15 protein-coding genes are annotated in these 18,773 nt (G+C 70.0%); 8 read left to right on the top strand and 7 right to left on the bottom strand.

Annotated features, from left to right (window positions below):
* Positions 1-23: 23 nt before the first annotated feature.
* The 3 genes from KBX71_RS07425 (at position 24) to KBX71_RS07415 (ending at position 4,201) form a co-directional block, all read left to right on the top strand.
* The gene (locus tag KBX71_RS07425) at positions 24-785 is read left to right on the top strand and encodes an ABC transporter ATP-binding protein (RefSeq protein ID WP_210817265.1); all 762 of its coding nucleotides are present in this window, start codon (positions 24-26) and stop codon (positions 783-785) included.
* On the top strand, positions 782-3,253 hold the full coding sequence (locus KBX71_RS07420; RefSeq protein WP_210817264.1) for an FtsX-like permease family protein: 2,472 nt from the start codon (positions 782-784) through the stop codon (positions 3,251-3,253). Before KBX71_RS07425 ends, KBX71_RS07420 begins: the two co-directional genes overlap by 4 nt.
* Before the next feature lie 285 nt (positions 3,254-3,538).
* Positions 3,539-4,201, top strand: coding sequence for an HAD family hydrolase (locus tag KBX71_RS07415; RefSeq protein WP_210817263.1), 663 nt, complete (start codon positions 3,539-3,541; stop codon positions 4,199-4,201).
* Positions 4,202-4,269: 68 nt separating this feature from the next.
* Here KBX71_RS07415 and KBX71_RS07410 read toward each other — a convergent pair whose 3' ends face one another.
* Positions 4,270-4,872, bottom strand: a complete 603-nt coding sequence (locus tag KBX71_RS07410) for a response regulator transcription factor (protein ID WP_210817262.1) — start codon at positions 4,870-4,872, stop codon at positions 4,270-4,272.
* Entirely contained in the window at positions 4,869-6,011 is a 1,143-nt protein-coding gene (locus KBX71_RS07405) for a sensor histidine kinase (RefSeq protein WP_210817261.1), read from the bottom strand. Before KBX71_RS07405 ends, KBX71_RS07410 begins: the two co-directional genes overlap by 4 nt.
* A 107-nt stretch (positions 6,012-6,118) precedes the next feature.
* Here KBX71_RS07405 and KBX71_RS07400 point away from each other — a divergent pair, with 107 nt between their 5' ends.
* The 3 genes from KBX71_RS07400 to KBX71_RS07390 are packed head-to-tail and all read left to right on the top strand — an operon-like array spanning position 6,119 to position 8,423.
* On the top strand, positions 6,119-7,000 hold the full coding sequence (locus tag KBX71_RS07400) for an ABC transporter ATP-binding protein (RefSeq protein WP_210817260.1): 882 nt from the start codon (positions 6,119-6,121) through the stop codon (positions 6,998-7,000).
* Between the two features lie 26 nt (positions 7,001-7,026).
* Positions 7,027-7,746 (top strand): ABC transporter permease, encoded by a 720-nt coding sequence (locus tag KBX71_RS07395; protein WP_210817259.1) that lies wholly within the window; start codon positions 7,027-7,029, stop codon positions 7,744-7,746.
* On the top strand, positions 7,743-8,423 hold the full coding sequence (locus KBX71_RS07390) for a GPP34 family phosphoprotein (protein WP_210817258.1): 681 nt from the start codon (positions 7,743-7,745) through the stop codon (positions 8,421-8,423). The genes KBX71_RS07395 and KBX71_RS07390 overlap by 4 nt, the downstream gene beginning before the upstream one ends.
* On the opposite strand, the gene KBX71_RS07385 is transcribed toward KBX71_RS07390, so the two are convergent.
* On the bottom strand, positions 8,420-9,616 hold the full coding sequence (locus KBX71_RS07385; protein WP_210817257.1) for a low temperature requirement protein A: 1,197 nt from the start codon (positions 9,614-9,616) through the stop codon (positions 8,420-8,422). The two genes, KBX71_RS07390 and KBX71_RS07385, sit on opposite strands and share 4 nt — an antisense overlap.
* A gap of 303 nt (positions 9,617-9,919) precedes the next feature.
* Between KBX71_RS07385 and KBX71_RS07380 the strand changes: the two genes are divergently transcribed.
* A complete protein-coding gene (locus KBX71_RS07380; protein WP_307846994.1) occupies positions 9,920-12,064 on the top strand; it encodes a hypothetical protein in 2,145 nt (714 codons plus the stop codon).
* 72 nt (positions 12,065-12,136) lie between these two features.
* On the opposite strand, the gene KBX71_RS07375 is transcribed toward KBX71_RS07380, so the two are convergent.
* The 4 genes from KBX71_RS07375 to KBX71_RS07360 are packed head-to-tail and all read right to left on the bottom strand — an operon-like array spanning position 12,137 to position 15,610.
* Positions 12,137-12,793 carry a response regulator transcription factor gene (locus tag KBX71_RS07375; RefSeq protein WP_210817255.1) on the bottom strand — a complete coding sequence of 219 codons (657 nt, stop codon included), beginning with the start codon at positions 12,791-12,793 and terminating at the stop codon, positions 12,137-12,139.
* Positions 12,790-13,944, bottom strand: coding sequence for a sensor histidine kinase (locus KBX71_RS07370; RefSeq protein ID WP_210817254.1), 1,155 nt, complete (start codon positions 13,942-13,944; stop codon positions 12,790-12,792). The genes KBX71_RS07375 and KBX71_RS07370 overlap by 4 nt, the downstream gene beginning before the upstream one ends.
* Positions 13,945-13,967: 23 nt before the next feature.
* A complete protein-coding gene (locus KBX71_RS07365) occupies positions 13,968-14,717 on the bottom strand; it encodes an ABC transporter permease (RefSeq protein WP_210817253.1) in 750 nt (249 codons plus the stop codon).
* Positions 14,714-15,610 carry an ABC transporter ATP-binding protein gene (locus tag KBX71_RS07360; RefSeq protein ID WP_210817252.1) on the bottom strand — a complete coding sequence of 299 codons (897 nt, stop codon included), beginning with the start codon at positions 15,608-15,610 and terminating at the stop codon, positions 14,714-14,716. The genes KBX71_RS07365 and KBX71_RS07360 overlap by 4 nt, the downstream gene beginning before the upstream one ends.
* 167 nt (positions 15,611-15,777) lie before the next feature.
* Between KBX71_RS07360 and KBX71_RS07355 the strand changes: the two genes are divergently transcribed.
* Positions 15,778-18,732: an AAA family ATPase gene (locus KBX71_RS07355; RefSeq protein WP_210817251.1), complete on the top strand. Its 2,955-nt coding sequence runs from the start codon at positions 15,778-15,780 to the stop codon at positions 18,730-18,732.
* Positions 18,733-18,773 lie beyond the last annotated feature (41 nt).

Here is an 18,773-nt window from a genome sequence, read left to right as displayed (position 1 = left end):
TGACACGGAGAGAGGCCACCAGAATGCCGGATTATCCGGGACAGACCGTCGAACCGGCGGTACGCGTCGAACACCTCACCCGCGTGTACGACGCCGGCCGCAACCAGGTGACTGCGCTCGCGGGTATCGATGTCGGCTTCGACCGGGGCACCTTCACCGCGGTGATGGGGCCCTCGGGCTCCGGCAAGAGCACGCTGCTGCAGACCGCGGCCGGGCTCGACCGGCCCACCTCCGGTCGGGTGGTCATCGGAGGCACCGACCTGTCGGGGCTGTCCGAGACCCGTCTGACCGAGCTGCGTCGTACCCGGATCGGGTTCGTCTTCCAGGCATTCAACCTGATCGGCGCGCTCACCGTCGAGGAGAACATCGTGCTGCCCCTGCGCCTGGCCGGCGTCCGGCCGGACCGGGCCTGGCTGACCCAGGTGGTCGAGCGGGTCGGCCTCACCGACCGACTGCACCACCGGCCGGCCGCGCTGTCCGGCGGCCAGCAGCAGCGGGTGGCGATCGCCCGGGCGCTGGCCACCCGCCCCGAGGTGATCTTCTCTGACGAACCCACCGGCGCCCTCGACTCGCGGACCGCGGCGGAGGTGCTGACGCTGCTTCGCGGGGTCGTGGACGAACACGGGCTGACCGTGGTGATGGTGACCCACGATCCGATCGCCGCGTCGTACGCGGACCGCGTGCTCGTGTTGGCCGACGGTGCGATCGTCGCCGACCTTCCGCAGCTCGGAGCCGCCGGTATCGCCGAGCATCTGGCATCGCTGGATCGGCGGGTCGTCCGATGATCGGCCTCGCCGCCCGCCTGCTGCGACACCGCGCCGGCCCCGCCGCCGCCACCCTGCTAGCCCTGATCGCCGGCGTGCTGATCCTGGTAGCGATGGGCACGCTCGTCGAGTCCGGGCTGCGTTTCCGCACGGAGCCACGGCTCTGGGCAACTGCCGACGTGGTCGTCGCCAACCGCACTGTCAGCCACACGTTCAAGGAGTTCGGCGGCGATACCACCACGAGCACCGTCACACTGCCCGAGGGCGGCACTGTGGACGCGGCCCTGGTAGAGCAGATCCGTCAGGTGCCGGGCGTCGCGGCCGTCACCGGCGACGAAGGGGTGCTGATCGGCTCACCCGCTGCCGTGGGACACGGCTGGGACACGTACGCCTTCACCGGCCGTCCCATCGGCGCGGGTGCCGCGCCACGGGCCGACGACGAGGTGCTCGTCGACACCCGGTTCGGCGCGGCACCCGGCGACCGCATCGACCTGGTCGTCGGCGGGGTCAGCCGGTCGTACCGGGTGAGCGGAACCGCCGAGACCGGTGCGACCGCGGTGTTCTTCACCGACGCGCAGGCCGCCCGGTTGTCCGCCCACCCGGGCCGGGTGGATGCGATCGGCGTGCGGATGGTGCCCGGCGCCGACCTCGGCCCGGTACGCGAGATCGCGTCGGCGGCCGGCGCCACGACGTACGCCGGGAAAGACCGTGGGAACGTCGAGCAGTCGGAGGATCAGGCCGCCCAGACCTTGCTGATCGAGGTCGGATCGGTTTTCGGGGGGTACGTCGTCCTGCTGATCGTCTTCGTGGTGGCCGGCACCATCGGGCTCTCCGTCCGGCACCGTCGACGTGACCTGGCGCTACTACGCGCGGTCGCGGCCACGCCGGGGCAGGTGCGTCGCATGCTGGTCGCCGAGGCCGCGCTGCTCGCCCTGATCGGCTCTGCGATCGGCGGCCCGGCCGGCCTGCTGGCGGCCCGTTGGGTGCACGGCGAGCTGGTTGGGCGGGGGTTCGTGCCGGCCAGCTTCCCGATGGCCGGCGGCCTGTTCGCGGTGCCGGCCGCGGTCCTCGTGGCGGTCCTCGTGGCGGTGCTCGCCGCGTTGGTCGCCGCACGCCGGGTCACCGGGATCAAGCCGATCGAGGCGCTCGGCGAGATCGCTGTCGAGCCTCGGCGGAGCGGCCGGGTGCGGCTGATCGCCGGCGTGCTGACGCTGGCGGCGGCCGGCGCCTCCGGGGCGTTCACGCTCGGTGCCGCCGGGTCGACCGGGGCTCTGGCCGGCGCGGTCGGCATGCTGTACCTGTTCGTCACCGCGGTGGCGCTGCTCGCACCGAGGATCAACGCGTACGCGGCACGCCTGCTCACACCGTTGTTGCCGCGGATGTGGCGGGTCAGCGGCTACCTGGCCGCGGCCAATCTGCGGGCCAACGCGCAGGGCATGGCGACCGTCCTGACCGCCCTCGTGCTGTCAGTGGGGTTCGGCGGCTCGGTTTGGTTCCTGCAGAACAACCTGGAACGGCAGACCACCACGCAGAGCAGCGCGGGCACCCTCGCCGAGCGGGTGCTTGTCGCTCCGGGTGGGCTGCCGGCGGACGCGGCGCGGGAGATCCGTGAGTTGGCCGGGGTGCGGGCGGCCACCGGTGTGCGCCGTACGCAGGTGGTGGTGCGGGCGTTCGGCGGAATCGAGCCGGTCAGCGCGCAGTCGGTCGACCCGGCGGGCATCACGTCGACGATGGACCTCGCCGTACGCGAGGGCAGCCTGGCCGACCTGCGCGCTGGCACTGTCGCCCTGTCGGCGATGCAGGCGTCCTCTTCCGGCTGGGAGGTCGGCGATCAGGCGGAACTCTGGTTGGGCGACGGCACCCCTGTCACGTTGGACGTCATCGCGATCTACGGACGTGGCCTCGGCTTCGGCGACGTCACGCTGGCTGCCGAGACGGTCGCCGGGCACACGGCCGGGGGTACCGACGACGAGATCCTGGTCAGCGCCGGCCCGGAGGCCGACACCGCGTTGGCCGCGTGGTCGTCTGGGCATCCGGGCACCGAGGTTCTCGACGCCGCCACCCGTACCCGCCTGATCAGCACCGATATGGCGTTCGGCGCCTGGCTGAACCGGCTGCTGATCGGCGTGATGGTGGGGTACGCGGCGCTGGCGGCGGCGACCACGATGGTGCTGGCCGCGCTGGCCCGCCGCCGCGAGTTGGCGTTGCTGCAACTGGTCGGGGTCACCCGCCGTCAGATTCGGAGGATGGTCCAGGCCGAACAGGCCGGGCTGCTCGGCACCGCGGTGCTGATCGGCGCGACGATCGCGGCGCTGACCCTGAGCGGGGTCGTCAACGGACTGACCGGCAGCCCGATCCCGTACGTCCCGCCGCTCGGTTGGGCGGCGGTGCTCGGCGGCACGACACTGCTGGCGTTGACAACCACTGTGTTGCCCGTCCGACGGCTGCTCAGCGCTCCTCCGATCGACAACATGGGTGTGAAGGAGTAGGCGTCGAGGCTCGAATATCGGCGTCCGTGCCGCCTCCGCGAACATCGCTGAGGCGGCACGGTCGTCCTGGTGTCCCAGCTACGCCCGGGCCCGCGCTGAGGACCACCAGATCGAACTGCTCGGTTACCTCGTTCAGGTCCGGGTCGAGATGGCGCAGCGTCGCCCACCGGCTCCAGGTCCGGCGGTATGCCGGATAGGAGTCAACCACCACGTCCCAGGGCTTGGCGGCTGTTAGACCGCGTCGCCGGGATCCTTATTGCCGGATTCGACGACTACGCTGCGGACGTGATCAAGGGACTGCTGCTGGACTTCTACGGCACGGTGGTCGAAGACGACGACGCGATCATGCAGGCGATAGCTGAACAGGTAGCCGCCGGCGCCTCGACATCCGTCTCTGGAGGCGAGGTCATGGATGCCTGGGCGCGGCAGTACGAGGCGGTCGCCGCCGGCCCGCAGTTCCGGACGCTACGAGACTGCGCGATGCGCAGCCTGGCTACGGTGATGGCTGAGGTGGGCTGCCCCGGTGACCCGGCCAAACTGTGCGCGGCGCAGTTCACGTACTGGCAGTCGCCGCCGTTGCGTCCAGGTACCCGGGAGTTCCTCTCCCGGGTCACGGTGCCCATCTGCGTGGTGTCCGACGTCGACCGCGCCGACCTGGACGCGGCTGTGGCACATCATGGCCTGGCCTTCACCGCCGTGGTGACCAGCGAGGACGTCCGCGCCTACAAACCGGACCGGGCCATGTTTGCCCGGGCGCTCGCCGCCCTGGACCTGGGTGCGGACGAGGTGCTGCACGTGGGCGACTCGACCACCGCCGATGTGCACGGGGCACACGCGGCCGGCATCCAGGCGGCGTGGATCAACCACCGCGGGCATACCCTGCCGGGCGATACGCCCGTCGAATACGAGATCACGGACCTCACCGGCCTCATCGAAATCATCCAGTAGTCCCCTGGACGACAAGGATTCCTGGGTCTGGTCCGACACCATCGCGCATCCGCCGCTGGTCGGCGCCGCTACAGCCAGTCGTGTTCGCGGGCGTAGCGGGCCGCCTCGTGGCGGGTCCGGGTCTGGGTCTTGCGCATGGCGTTGGAGAGGTAGTTGCGGACGGTGCCCGGGGCGAGGTGGAGCCGAGCGGCGATGTCGGTGACCGAGTAGCCCTCGCCGGTGACCCGCAGGACGTCGGCTTCCCGGTCGGTGAGGGGGTTGTCCTCGGTGACGGCGAGCGCGGACACGTCCGGGTCGATCCAGCGTTTTCCGGCGTGCAGGGTGGCGATGACCGACGTGATGTGGGCCGGCTCGGCGGACTTGCTGACGAAGCCCTGGACGCCAAGCTTCAGCGCCTTGCGCAGCACACCGGGGCGGGCGTGCCGGGTCAGCATGAGGATCACCTGCTCCGGCCGCTCGCGGCGGATCTCGGCGACCGCGCCCAGGCCGTCCACGCCCGGCATCTCCAGGTCGATGACCAGCACATCGGGCCGGTGCCGCAGGGTGGCGGCGATCGCCGTACGGCCGTCCTGCGCCTCGGCGAGGACAGTGATGTCGCCCTCCATCGGCAGCAGCGCGGCCAGTGCCGTGCGCAGCAGCGCCTCGTCGTCGGCGAGCACGATGGTGGTCATCGGCGGTCACCCCGCTCCGTGCCGGCACGCACGGCCGGGAACGTCGCCGCCGTCCGAAAGCGTCCCTGCTGCTGTTCCACGGTCAGCTCACCTCCGTCGCCCGCCACCCGTTGCCGGAGTGCCGCCAGCCCTCGCAACTCCGGGGGTGAGGTGGCGGTCACCCCGTCGTTGACGATGGTGATGCCCGACCCGCTGAGCGTGATCTGCACGTGGGTGGCCTGTGCGTGCCGAAGGACGTTGGTGGTCGTTTCCCGCAGCACCTGCCCGAGCAGTTCGCTGGCGCGGGCATCGACCTCGGCCTCCCGCGTCACCCGGACCCGGATGCCGGCGGCCTCGAACAGGTTCTTCGCGTTCTCGATCTCCGCGGTCAGGTTGAGGCGCCGTTGCGCGTAGGCGAGTTCCTTGGTCTGCGCGATGGTGTCGCTGACCAGCGCGTACGTCTCCCGTAGCTCCTTCTCCGCCCGACTGCTGTCGCGGAGCAGCAGTCGCTGGGCCAGGGCGATCTTCAGCTTGACCACGTGCAGGGTGTGGCCCTGGATGTCGTGCAGGTCGCTGGCGAACCGCACGCGCTCCCGGACCACGGCCAACTCCGCCTCGCGTTCCCGGGTCTGTTCGAGTTCCCGGATGAGGTCGTAGAACCGCTCGCCCACCACTGTGAAGACCGTCACGACGACGGTGAGGACGGTCGGGATGAGGACGTAGGTGAGCAGGACGTGACCGATGTCGTCCCGCTGCACCAGCAACCGCGCCGCGCCGACGGCGGCCACATAGGTGAACAGCCCGGCCATCGTCAGGGCCCGATGCCGTCGCACCTCGCGCAGGGAAAGCGAACCTACGGCGCAGACACCCCAGTAGGCGTTGGGGCTGCCGGTCACCAGGACCCCGAGCGGCCAGACCGCTGCCGCTACGACCAGGCAGGGCAGCGCGACCCTGGCGAGGTCGTTGGCCGTCCACCGTTCGAAGGCCACCACGGCCGCCACGGCCCCCGGCAACAGGACGACAATGTGCCACCAGGTACGCGCGTCGGTCCAGAGCAGGACCACAGCGGCGAACACCACAGGCGGCAGTGACGTGGCGAGGTTGAGCCGGCGCAGCCTTCCCTGCGTCGACTCGGTGAAGCGCGGCGATCTCGCGGTCACCACCCCAGTATCCGGCAGCCAGGTGGCCTGAACAGTGACACCACGTCACATGCGGTGATGACGTGGTGCCACTGACGGGTCGGCCGCGCCCGCGCTGTCATGGGTGCATGTCCACCACACCCGTCATCGAAGTCGAACGGCTGAACCTCACCTACGGCGACTTCCACGCCGTCAAGGACCTCTCCTTCGAGGTACGGCCCGGGGAGCTCTACGCACTGCTGGGCACCAACGGGGCCGGGAAGACCTCGACCCTGGAGGTTGTCGAGGGACACCGGAAGCCAACCTCGGGCACCGTACGCGTCTTCGGGCACAGCCCCGACGACCGGCGGGCGGTACGTCCCCGAATGGGCGTCATGCTCCAGGAGAGTGGATTCTCCCCGGACCTCACCGTCCGTGAGTCCGTCGGTCTGGTCGGTCGGCTCACCCGACGCACCGACGACGTCGGCCGGGTGCTGGACCTGGTCGACCTCACCGGCCGGGCCGGCCGCAAGGTGTCGCAGCTGTCCGGCGGGGAGAAGCGGCGGCTGGACTTCGCCACCGCGGTCTACGGCACCCCGGAGCTGATCTTCCTGGACGAGCCGACCACCGGCCTCGACATTCAGTCCCGCGATGCCGTCTGGGCGACGGTCGACCGGCTCCGGGAGAACGGCGCGACCATCGTGCTCACCACGCACTACCTGGAGGAGGCACAACAGCGCGCGGACCGGATCGGGCTGATGCACGAGGGCGCCTTCCACCGGGAGGGCACCGTCTCCGAGCTGACCCGCACCCTGCCCGCGGTCATCCGCTTCTCCCTCCCGGCATCGGCGCCGACGCTGCCGGTGCGGGCCGCCGCCGACGCGGACGGGAAGGTCACGGTCGAGACCTTCGAGCTGCAGAAGGACCTGCACCTCCTGCTCGGCTGGGCACAGGACCACGCCGTGGAGCTGCGGGACCTGGCGGCAGGGCCGACCCGGCTCGACGACGTCTTCCGCGCCATCAACAGTTGATTCGATCTTCCGCGAGGAGCCTCACCGTGTTGTCCATCGCGTCCAGCGAACTGATCCAACTCTTCCGCAATCGACTGGTGCTGATCACCAGCCTCATCATCCCGGTAGTCGTCAGCGCGTACTTCGTCCGTCAGCACGAGACCTTCGCCGACATCGGGAGCCTCGGCTACATCGCCGCGATCGTCATGTTCACGATCGCCGCGTTCGGGCTCTACGCCACCGCCGTCACCACCCTGGCCTCCCGGCGGCAGAATCTCTTCCTCAAGCGGCTGCGCTCCACCGCCGCAAGCGACACGAGCATCCTCGCCGGCCTGCTGCTGCCCGTGGTCGTGCTCGCCGTGGTGCAGGTGACCGCGATCCTGACCGCCCTGGCCGTGGTCGCCGGCGGACCGGCGAACGTTGCCCTGCTCGTGGTGGCGACCATCGCGGCCCTGGCCATGCTGATCGGCCTCGCGCTGGCCACCGCCGGGCTGACGAACTCCCCCGAACACGCCCAGGTCACCACCCTGCCCGTCACACTCGGGGTGATCGCCGTGACCACCTGGGTGGGCATCTCCGGCACCGAGAGCCTCGCCTGGCTCAAGCGACTCCTGCCCGGCGGCGCCGCCACCGAACTGACAATGAACGCCTGGAACGGCGGCGTCGCCGTGACCGACTCCCTGCTCCTGCTCGCGCCCACCCTTGCCTGGGTCGCCATCGCCGTCGCCCTCGCCACCCGACTCTTCCGCTGGGAGCCCCGCCGATGACCACCGAACCCCAGTTCGACGCCCCGACCCTGGTGGAAGATCTTCTGCTGCTGCTGTTCCAACCCAGGTCCGGGACCATCGCGGGAGAGGGCACCCTCTTCTACGTCCTCGGCGGAGCCGTTCTCGCGGACCTCGCCCTCGGCGATCACCTGACCACGGCGGACCGGGGGCGGCTCAGGAGCGTGGCGGATCACCCACCGTCGGATGGCCTTCTACGCCCGGCGTGGGACTACCTCGCGGAGAAGCCGCGGGGGGTGCAGACGGCGCTGGCGGCGATCGGTCCCGCCCTGCGTAAGCCGGTGTTGGAGCGGCTCATCGCGCGAGGCGACATCGACCAGGAGCCCCGTAAGGTGCTCGGCCTGTTCCGGACGACGGCCCTGCGAGACGGCAGGACCGAACGACGGGCCCGCCTGCTCGCCGACGTTCGGCACGTCCTCGTGGACGGAGCCGAACCGCAAGCCCGTGTCGCCGCGCTCGCGGCGCTGCTCTCGGCGAGCGGAACGCTCCCGCAGTTCCACAGCGAGATCCCGTGGACGTCAGAGGTGATCACGCGAGCCAAGGAACTCGAACGGGGCGACTGGGGTGCCGACGCCGCGGCGGCGGCCGTGACCCGCACCGTGACGGCCACCGTCGTCAACAGCGCCATCGTGGCCATCACCGTGCTTCCTCGAAGCTAGGAATTGGGCGGGTGCGGCCGTTCGGGCGGTTTTCCCCTGGCATGGACGGCGTCGGAAGCCGCGATGCCGGCGAGGACGACGACAGCGGTGACGGCCACGGCCAGCGGCGGCAGAAGGATCATGAACGGCGAGGCGCCGGCAAGCGTCAGAGCGCCGATGATCCGAGAGTGGGACACCCGGTCGAACACGGCATGTTCCACCAGGGCCCGCCCGATCAGGAACAGCATTGGTCCGCCGAGGACAACGAGAATCCACGCCGTGTTGGTGTGCCCGAACGGATGTACGATCACGATTTCGTATCCGACGGCGACCGCGACGATCCCCACGACCATGAGTACGTGCGCGAGGAAAGCCTCCCGGATGAGGTGCGCGGGCTCAGCGGAGGCTCTGATCGCCTCGGGCAACAGTTGGCCCGCCCGGAAGAGGTAGACGCGAAACAGCAGCACCGTGGTGACGAATGCGACAGCGAAAGCAGTCGCGGGGCCAACATGCCGAAAGGAAGTGTCGCTGTAGGCCGAGCCGGTCGTCAAAATCAGTTCACCGAGGGCGATGATGAAGAATTGTCGGTAGCGCTCGGACAGATATTCGGCCAGGACGGGCCACCGCTGTTGGGTGGGGCGGGACCACGGCGCGGGATAGAACAGCAGCAGTGCCGCGCAGTCGATGGCGATCGCGAGCGTCCACAACAGCCCGCGGGCCAGATCCGTCACGACCGCACCGGCGATCCACGGCACGGCTGACAAGGTGAACCAGAAGAACACCCCAGCCGCTCGGCGCTGAGCTTCGTGGCCTCGCAGTATCGGCACGATGACCAGCCCACGAATGATGTGGACGGCGACGTACGCGCCGGCGAAGGCCAGACCTCTGTCACCGAATGCCTGCGGCACGGCGACCGCCATCACCAGCGCGCCGAGCATAGCCGTGTAGACCAACAACTGCAGTTGCGGCCTCTGCGGATCGTAGAGGTCGGTGACCCACGCCGTGACGAACCACAGCACCATGAAGGCCAGCAGCAACAGCAGCGTCTCCCCCGCATCGACGAGAACGATCCGCCGCTCGGTGAGCTCCTCGACCAGCCGCTGTGAGACCCGATTGAGAGCAAAGACGAACACCAGGTCGAAGAAGAGTTCCAGAAGGCTGGGTCGCTGCGGTTGCCCCGGCTTTCGAAGTAGCGCTGCTGCCCTTGTCGACATGGGCTGCCCATCTCTGCCGGCTTCGCCTATCCGGGTATTGGTACCACGCCGGGCAGATCGTCGAGTCGATACCCGAAGAATGCCTCCGGACCAGACACCTTTCGCGGGCCCACCCATCACCCGCAGCTCACGGTTGTTTCTCCCTTCTTGGGGTACGCCCGCTGCGCCACGCGGGCGCCGTCGGATCAGCCGAGCGGGTCGGTGTGAGCCGCGTACACGCCGGGGGGCCGGTACCGGATGGATCAGCGAGAGGCGGCCGGGCGCGCTGGGCCTGACGGCGTCGTACAGCTGCGGGTGCACGGGGTGTCCGCCATTGGGCCGGAGGACCTGCTGGATCGGCCGGACGTGCAGCAGGTGGCAGGTGACCACCGGGGCGGCTTCTACCGAGTCCGGCCGGGCAACCACGAGGGCGGCGAGACCGATGGAGTGACGCTGGAGGCCTACCGCTGGAACAACCTGCCCGCGGGCAACGCGCTGCGAACGCTGGCGATGGTGATCCTGTTGCCGTTCATGCTGATCAACCTCGCCATCTGGATGCGTCCGGCCGGAGCCGGCTCCGACCCGGTGATCAAGGCCCTGTGCCGGTTGTTGGCGCTCACACTGACCGGGATGTACGTGCTGAGCATGGTGGGGATCGCGCTGGACGTGATCGCGTGGAAGTGCATGTCCTCGCCCGAGTGCCTGGCCGGACGCAGTTGGCTCTCCTGGCTCGGGGGCCGTCCGGCCGGACTGCGCATGGCGGTGCTCGCGCTTGCGCCAATTGCGGCCATCAGCCTGGTGTGGGGGCTCAGCGCGCGGCCGGCACTCCCCTTCCACGTCTTCCGCGCGGCCGACCAGCCTCTTGCGGCGCACCGGCTCACCGCCGTCGGCCGGTGGGACAACGAGCCGCTGGTCGGTCGACTGCGCTCGATTCACGTCGCGGCGGCGTTCGCCACGCTGGACCTCAGCCTGCTCGGTGCTCGGGCCGCACAGGGCTTGTCGATCGGCACCGTCGCGCTGACGGCAGTTGCCGGACTTCTGCTGGTCACCTGTGCGGTTCTGCTCTGCACTCCACCCCTGACCGCGCCCATGGAAGGGCGGCTCGACCGGTTGGTCAGCGCGCTGCGCACGGTCACCCTCGGCCTGACCGTGCTGGTCTGGATCCACGTTCTGACCAGTTCCGCCTCCTGGCCGGAGCGCAACGGGCTGCCCGGTTACAACCTGACAGTCGTCGGTCTGTTCATCGGTCAGGCGGTGCTGCTGGCTGCCCTGGGTGCGGTGTTGTTCTGGCACCGGGACCGACAGTCGGACGCCGCGCCCTCGCTCGGGTTCGGCGCCCTGGCGGCCTCCGTCGCGGCGATCAGTCTGGCACTGACGTTCTCCGCCGAACTGGCCTACCGGGTGTCCGACGTCCTGAACCGGGGCGCACCGACCGCGGAGGCGCTGATCACCAGCCCCCCGCGCGCCTGCGTCTGGGTGATCCTCGGCTTCACGCTGGCGGTGCTGGTGACACTTGTCGTCGCTGGCATCGATTCGTTGGCGTCACGACCGGGACGGATCCGCGCCGCGTCGGCAATCCTTGCTCGTGACTTCCCGGACGCGCCGGCAGATGCCACGCCACGGCTGCGGCAGGTACGCAAGGCCATCGCCCATGCCCGGTTCACCGAGCGGCTGGTGCCAATCGCGGTGCTCTACGCCTGCCTTGCCGGAATCGGCATGACGATGGTCGCGCTCGGCCTGCTGCCGACGCCACCGGGCGAACTGATCCAGCGGTACGTGGGGCTGCCGGCCAGCTTCGTCGACTTCGGCATCGGTGTCGGCAGCTACCTGATCGCCGCCATCATCGTCGGCCTCGTCATCGGCGGGATCTTCGCCTACCGCACCCCTGGATTCCGCAGGTACGTGGGCGTGCTGTGGGACCTGGGCACCTTCTGGCCCAGAGCCGCGCACCCGTTCGCGCCACCCTGCTACGCCGAACGGGCCGTCCCCGAGCTGACCTGCCGGATCACCCACCTCGTCGACTCCGGCAACACGGTGGTGCTCACCGGACACAGCCACGGCTCCGTCCTGCTCGCCGCGACGGTGCTCCAACTGCCGCCACGGGTCGCCGAACGGATCGCCCTACTGACCCACGGCTCGCCCCTTCGACGGTTGTACGCCCGACTCTTTCCCGCGTACGTCAACGACGAGGTGATTCACGAGATCGCCGACCGGGTCGACTGGCGGTGGGTGAACCTGTGGCGAGACACCGACCCCATCGGCGGCCGCGTATTTCCGCCGCAACGGCCCGAAGGGACACCGACCGCACCCGACCAACAGGCGACGGTGGACCGACGGCTTCGCGACCCCAACGGCGTCACAGCTCCGGCCGGCGACATCTTTCCACCACCGATCAAAGGACACAGCCCTTGCGAAGCCGACGGGGCGTTCGACGAGGCGGCGCGTGACCTCGCCGGCCGCCTCCGCTGAGCAAGCGGCGCGGGCAGGCGCCGGTGGGAAGGAGCCGGATCCGACCTGCCTCCGAGCTGTGGCAGTGGGTGCTCAGGCCCGTGGTTGGACCAGGCCGTTGTCGTACGCGAAGATCACGGCCTGGATTCGGTCTCGCGCTCCGATCTTGGCGAGGACACGCCCGACATGCTTCTTCACTGTGGATTCGGTGAGGGTGAAGCGTTCGGCGATCTCGGTGTTGGTGGCTCCCTGGCCGATGGCTTCGAGAACCTCTCGCTCCCGCTCGCTCAGCGTGCTCAGGCGGGGATTCTCGGATGTGGCCGTTGCCGGTTCCTGCAGGTAGGCGTCCATCAGCTTCCGGGTCAGGCTGGGGGCCACCACCGAGTCTCCGCTCGCGACGGCGCGGATGCCGGCGATCAACTCCTCGGGCCGGGCGTCTTTGAGCAGGAAGCCGCTCGCCCCGGCTCGCAGGCCGGCGTAGACGTATTCGTCCAGATCGAAGGTGGTCAGCATGAGTACGCGGCTGCGCGAGCCGACCGCGGTGATCCGGCGGGTGGCCTCTATGCCGTCCATGCCGGGCATGCGCACGTCCATCAACACCACGTCGGGGCGGGTCTGTTCCACCATCCGCACCGCCTCAGCGCCGCCCGAGGCTTCACCAACCACTGTCATCTCGGGGGTGCCGTCGAGCAGCATCTTGAAACCCATGCGTTGCAACTGCTGGTCGTCCACGAGTAGCACGGTGGTCATGAGGGCTCCTTGAGGATGACGTCGACGAGCCAGCCCCGCTCGGCCGGGCCGGCGGTCGCCGCCCCGCCGTACATGGAAGCGCGTTCCTGCATACCGAGCAGGCCGTGGCTCGGGGCCGCCGGTCCGCCGAGGCCGTTGTCGCGTACCTGTACCCGTACCACACCTTCGTCGACGGCGAGAGTGACCTGCGCGGCAGCGCCGCCTCCCGCGTGCTTGAGGGTGTTGGTAAGCGCTTCCTGAACGATGCGGTAGACCGCGAGCTGCACGCCCTTACCGAGGGTGTGCAGCTCGCCCGAGGTGGAGTAGGTGACCGGCAGCCCGGCCGCCCGTACGCTCGGCAGCAGCCGGTCGAGATCGTCGATGCCGGGCTGGGGGCTCAGCTGCGGATCGGCGTCTCCCTCGCGCAGCACGCCCAGCACCCGGCGCAGCTCGGACAGCGCCTGCCGGCCGGTGTCACCGATCAGCCGCAGCGGTTCGACGGTCTGCTCGGCCCGCGAGGTCGCAAGCGCGGCCCCGCCGTCGGCCAGGCCCACGATCACCGAGACGTGATGGCCGACGATGTCGTGCATTTCGCGGGCCACCCGGGCTCGCTCCTCGGCGACGGCGAGGCGAGCCCGCTGATCCCGCTCGACCTCCAGGCGGGCGGCGCGGTCCTCGAGGGCGATGAGGTACGCCCGGCGGGTGCGCACCGCGACGCCGGACGCGATCGCTGCCACTGTCGCCCCGAGTGCCAGCAACGACGTGAGGGTGCGGTTCTGCGTGACCGGCCCGAACAGGTAGATCTCAGCGAGCAGCTGGGCCACCGTGATCCCGGACGCCCAGGCCAGCGCCCGCCACGAACCGCGGGAGGCCACCCCGAACAGCATCACGAGCAGGATCACCCCGGCGCCGACGCCGACGTCCAGCAATCCCTCAATCAACTCGATGGTCGCGGTGACCAGGAACGCCGGGAACGGGTACCGCCGCCGCCAGTAGAGCGGCGGTAGCAGGGCCAGGGTCGCGATCGTCGCCGACAGTGGCTTCTCGATGATGTTCGGGATGCTGAAGAGCACGATCGGAACGGCCACCAGGGTGTCCGTGACCCACGGGTGGCGCCGGTCGAAGGCTCGCAACCGCGCCTGCCGGTCCACCAGCCACCCCTGCGTGCTCATCAGCCGATTCTCCCCTTCCGCGCTTACGCGTCGCTCGTCTTGAGCCGGTACGCCGCCGCGGCGAGAGTCGCGATCACGTACCCGGCGAAGACCGCGAGGCCGGCCCATGGCGTCAGGGCGCCGTCCGCCGGAGTCAGCATCATCATGGCGCTGCCGGCGTTGCTGGGCAGGTACGGGGTGATGGCCTCGGAGATCGACTCCGGCAGCAGCGCGGCCAGACCGGGCACGATCAGCAGCAGGCCGGCCAGGATCGCGATGGCGCCGGCGCTGGAGCGGACGAGGATGCCGAGTGCGACGCCGAGCACCGCTACCAAACCGAGATAGAGGCCGGCGCCGAGCAGGGCCCGCAACACGCCGTCGTCGCCGAGGCCCACAGCACCGAGCTTGTCGTTGAGCACGGCCGACCCCGCCGCGAAAGCGGCGAACGCGCCGGCGGTCATCGTGACGAAGGCGGCCGACCCCGCCACAAGGCTCTTCGACCACAGCACCGGCAACCGGCGCGGCACCGCGGCGAGAGTCGCCCGGATCATGCCTGTGGTGTATTCGCCGGCACCCAACAGCGCGCCGAGCACGCCCACGGACAGGGCGGCCAGGACGCTGCCCGACAGGGCCAGATCGACCGAGGTCAGGCCCTCACCCGAGAAGGAAGCCGAGGCGATCATGCCGAAGGCGACCAGGAGGAAGACGGAGATGCCGGTCGTGATCCAGGTGGAGCGCAGCGAGGAGAACTTGGTCCATTCGGCGGCAACGACGCCACCAGCGGTGATCTTCATCGGGATGCCTCGTATTCGACAGCGTCGCGGGTCAGGTCCATGAACGCCTCTTCGAGCGAGGCGTTCTGCGGGGTGAGCTCGAACAGTGGAATGCCGCGAGCAGCCGCGGCCAGCCCGATCACGCGGGCGGAGGTGCCGGCGACGAGCAGTTCCTCGGCACCCGTCGAGGTGACCGTGATACCCGGGCCGGCGATCGTCGTGCGCAGCGCGTCGGGGGCGGGAGTGACGACCCGGACGCCCTCGGCGGTCACGAAGTCGGCCACTGTGGTGTCGGCCAGCAGCCTGCCCCGGCCCACGATGACCAGGTGGTCCGCGATCAGCGAGACCTCGCTCATCAGGTGCGAGGACAACATCACGGTGCGGCCCTCGGCGGCCAGGCCGGTGAGCAGCTTGCGCACCCAGAGGACCCCCTCGGGGTCGAGGCCGTTGACCGGCTCGTCGAGCATCACCACGGCCGGGTCACCGAGCAACGCGGCGGCGATGCCGAGCCGCTGGCCCATGCCGAGAGAGAACGCGCCGACCCGCTTGTGGGCGACGGCCGAAAGGCCGGCCAGGCCGAGCACCTCGTCGACGCGCGAACGCGGGATGCCGTGCGTACGGGCCAGGGCCAGTAGGTGGCTGACCGCCGTCCGGCCGGGGTGCGCGGCCTTGGCCTCGAGCAGCACGCCGATCTCGCGCAGTGGCGCCTTCGACGACGCGTACGGCTTGCCGTTGACCAGCACGTCGCCCGAGGTTGGCGCGTCGAGGCCGACGATCATCCGCATTGTCGTCGACTTGCCGGCGCCGTTGGGACCGAGGAAGCCGGTGACCTGTCCGGGCTTCGCGGTGAACGAGAGACGGTCGACGACCGTTTTCGCACCGTATCGCTTGGTGACTTCGCGTACTTGAATCATGCTCACGACGCTAATTTCGGGCAGCGCCGGGATCGTGGTACCGCAGTCGACACTTCCCGACCGCCAGTGGTACCCAGGTACCACTGGCGACCGGCCGCGCTGCCGCCGCGACGCGAGTCGCCGTGTTGGCACTTGTGCCCGAGCAGCGAAAAGCGAGATCATCACGCATGCTCGACCCCTCACCCGAGGACGACGGGACTTCACCGACCGTTTCCACGCCGCACTTCGTTGGCCGTGATCGGGAGATGGCGGCGCTTCGGGGCGCCGTGGCCCGGCCACCGGCGATCGTGCTGGTGGAGGGCGAAGCGGGGATCGGGAAGAGCCGACTGCTGCGAGAGTGGCTGGCCGCGCCGGGCCAGCGCACTGCCTTGGTGTCGGTGTGCCCACCGCTTCGCGAGTCGCTGACGTTGGGGCCGATCGTCGACGCCTTCCGTGGGATCGACCGCCCGGTGTCGCGATTGCAGCTCACCGAGCTTGCGGGCGCGTTACGGCCCCTGTTCCCGGAATGGTCCTCGGACCTGCCGCCCGCACTGCCGCCCTTGGACGACGCGAAGGCGGCACGGCATCGCCTGTTCCGCGCACTGGACGAGCTGCTGCGGGCTCTGCGTGTCGACGTTCTCGTGCTCGAGGACGCTCACTGGGCCGACGAGGTGACCTTGGAGTTCCTGCTGTTCGTCACCTCCCGACAGCAGTCGCACGGGCCCAGCCTGGTGATCTCGTATCGGCCGGAGGAGGTGGACGACGGATCGCTGTTGCTGCGGCTGACGTCCCGGTTGCCCGCTGGGGTGACCCAGCTGAGGATCGCGCTGGCGCCCATGCGACCCGACGACACGGCAGCGTTGGTGTCCTCGATGCTGGACGGCAACCCGATATCACAGGAGTTCACGACGTTCATGCACGATCGGACCGGTGGGGTTCCGCTGGCCGTTGAGGAGTCGGTGCGCCTCCTGTGCGACCGGGCCGACCTCGTCTTCCGCGACGGACAGTGGGTCCGGCTGAAACTGCGCGAACTACAGGTCCCGCCAACGGTGCGTGACTCCACCCGGGAGCGGGTGGGCCGTCTGTCGCCGACGGCGCAGCAGGTCCTACGAGCCGCGGCCACGTTGGCTGAGCGGTCATCGGTGGCCACGATCGCGATGGCCGCCGGTCTGTCACCAGCCGCGTGCCGAGGCGCTGTCGCGGAGGCGGCCGGCGCCGGTGTCCTGGACGGAGACGACCGCGGCCGGTGGCGATTCCGACATGTGCTGGCCGCCACGGCCGTCTACGAAGCGATCCCGTTGACCGACCGCAGACACTTCCACCTGTTGGCCGGCCGGGCCCTGGAGCCCCTCCAACCGCCGCCTGTGGCACGCCTTGCCCACCACTTCCGTGAGGCGGGCGAAACGCAGTCCTGGGCGCGGTACGCCGAGCAGAGTGCCGAGCTGGCCATGGCCTCGGGCGACCACACCAAGGCTGTCGATCTGCTTGTCGATCTGTTGACGTGGGCCGTGCTGGCGCCGGTGGATCGGGCACGGGTCGCGCGGATCGCCGGAGTCGCCGCACTGGGTCGTCGTGAACAGGTCGACGAGGTCTACCACCGCGTGATCCGTACCCTGCGCTCGGTGCTGGAGACCCCCGGTCTCTCCGCCCGTCAGCAGGCCGATATCCGCAACCCCCTGGGTCGACTCCTGATCACCGGTGGTGAGGCGCAGGCCGCACTCACCGAGCTGGAGCAGGCGGTTGCCAACCTCGACCATGACCCGGTCGAGGCGGCTCGGGCAATGACCTACCTTGGCTGGGCCTATGCGGGACCGTGGCCGGCGTCGACCCATCGGCGTTGGCTGGATCGCGCCGCCGAACTCACCGCCGAATTCGACTCTCCCGCAGAGCGGCTGAACCTGGCCGGCAACCGAGCCGCGGCGTTGCTCATGCTCGGCGAAGAGGAGGCCTGGGACGTCGTCGCCGACCTGCCCATCGACGGCGCGACCGCGGCAGAGCGTCTCGACGTGGCCCGCATCCACGCAAACGTCGGGACCGGCGCACTGATCTGGGGTCGGTACGCCGACGCGGAGGAACACCTCGCCGTGGCCATGCGCCTCGCCGAGGCCGAGCAGGCGTCCCGGTTGCACCACAACGTGCGACTCGAACAGGCCAACCTGGCATGGCTCACCGGCCGGTGGGAGGGTCTCGCGGAGCGGAGCGCGGCACTCGCCGATGCCGACCGGGACCGGCCGGCGCACTACCTCGGCAGCATTCGCCTCGCTGCCCGGCTGGCAGCCGCAGCCGGACGGCGGCGCGCCGCGGAGGAGCAGTTCCGGCTGGTCCTCGAGGAGTCTGCCCGTCTCGGCGCGGCCGACGACACGATGGAGGCCGCCGCCGCGCTGGCCCGACTGTGGCTGACGGACGGAAACAGCGGCCGGGCGCTGCAGATCACGAACGAGCCGATGGACACCGTCCGGAGAAAAGGCATCTGGGTCTGGGCGACGGACCTCGTCCCCGCCCGGATCGAGGCGCACCTCGCCGCGGGCGATCTGTTGACCGCGACACGCCTGGGCGACCAGTTCGCCAGAGGGCTGCGTGGCCGTACGGCGCCCGCGCCTCGCGCCGCGCTCACCGTGTGCCGTGCCCTGCTGCTCGCCGCAGCCGGAGACCACGCCCGCGCGGCGACGGCATACGATCGGGCGGCGCGCGCCTGGAGCGCGTTGCCGCGCCCCTATGACGCCATGCTCGCCCGCGAGCATCAAGCCGAGGCGCTCATCGCGCAGGGCCAGATCGAACGGGGCCGAGAGCTGCTCGCGGCACAGTACGAGCAGCTGTTCAGGCTTGGCGCCCGGGGCGATGCGGACCGCGTCGCCCATCGGCTTCGCGAACACGGCGCCGAGGTCCCGCGACTGTGGCGCGGCGGCCGACGCGGGTACGGCGACCAGCTCTCACCTCGCGAGCTCGACGTGGTCCAACTGGTTGTCGCCGGCAAGACGAACAGGGAGATCAGCCGGATCCTGGCCAAGTCCCCGGCCACAGTGGATCAGCAGTTGCGTGCCGCGATGCGCAAGTTGAAGGTGAGCTCCCGGACCGCGCTCGCGGTCAAGGCAGTGGAGGCCGGAGTGTTCGCAGAAGAGGACTCCCTGCACGACGCGTCGTGAAGATTGACGTATCCGCTGGATAGCGACTGTCACTCGTCCCG

Source organism: Micromonospora sp. D93 (assembly GCF_018070365.1).
In the GTDB taxonomy this organism is placed as follows: Bacteria; Actinomycetota; Actinomycetes; order Mycobacteriales; family Micromonosporaceae; genus Micromonospora; species Micromonospora ureilytica.
Note: the sequence above shows the minus strand (reverse complement) of the source record. Positions and strands in the feature narration are given on the sequence as shown.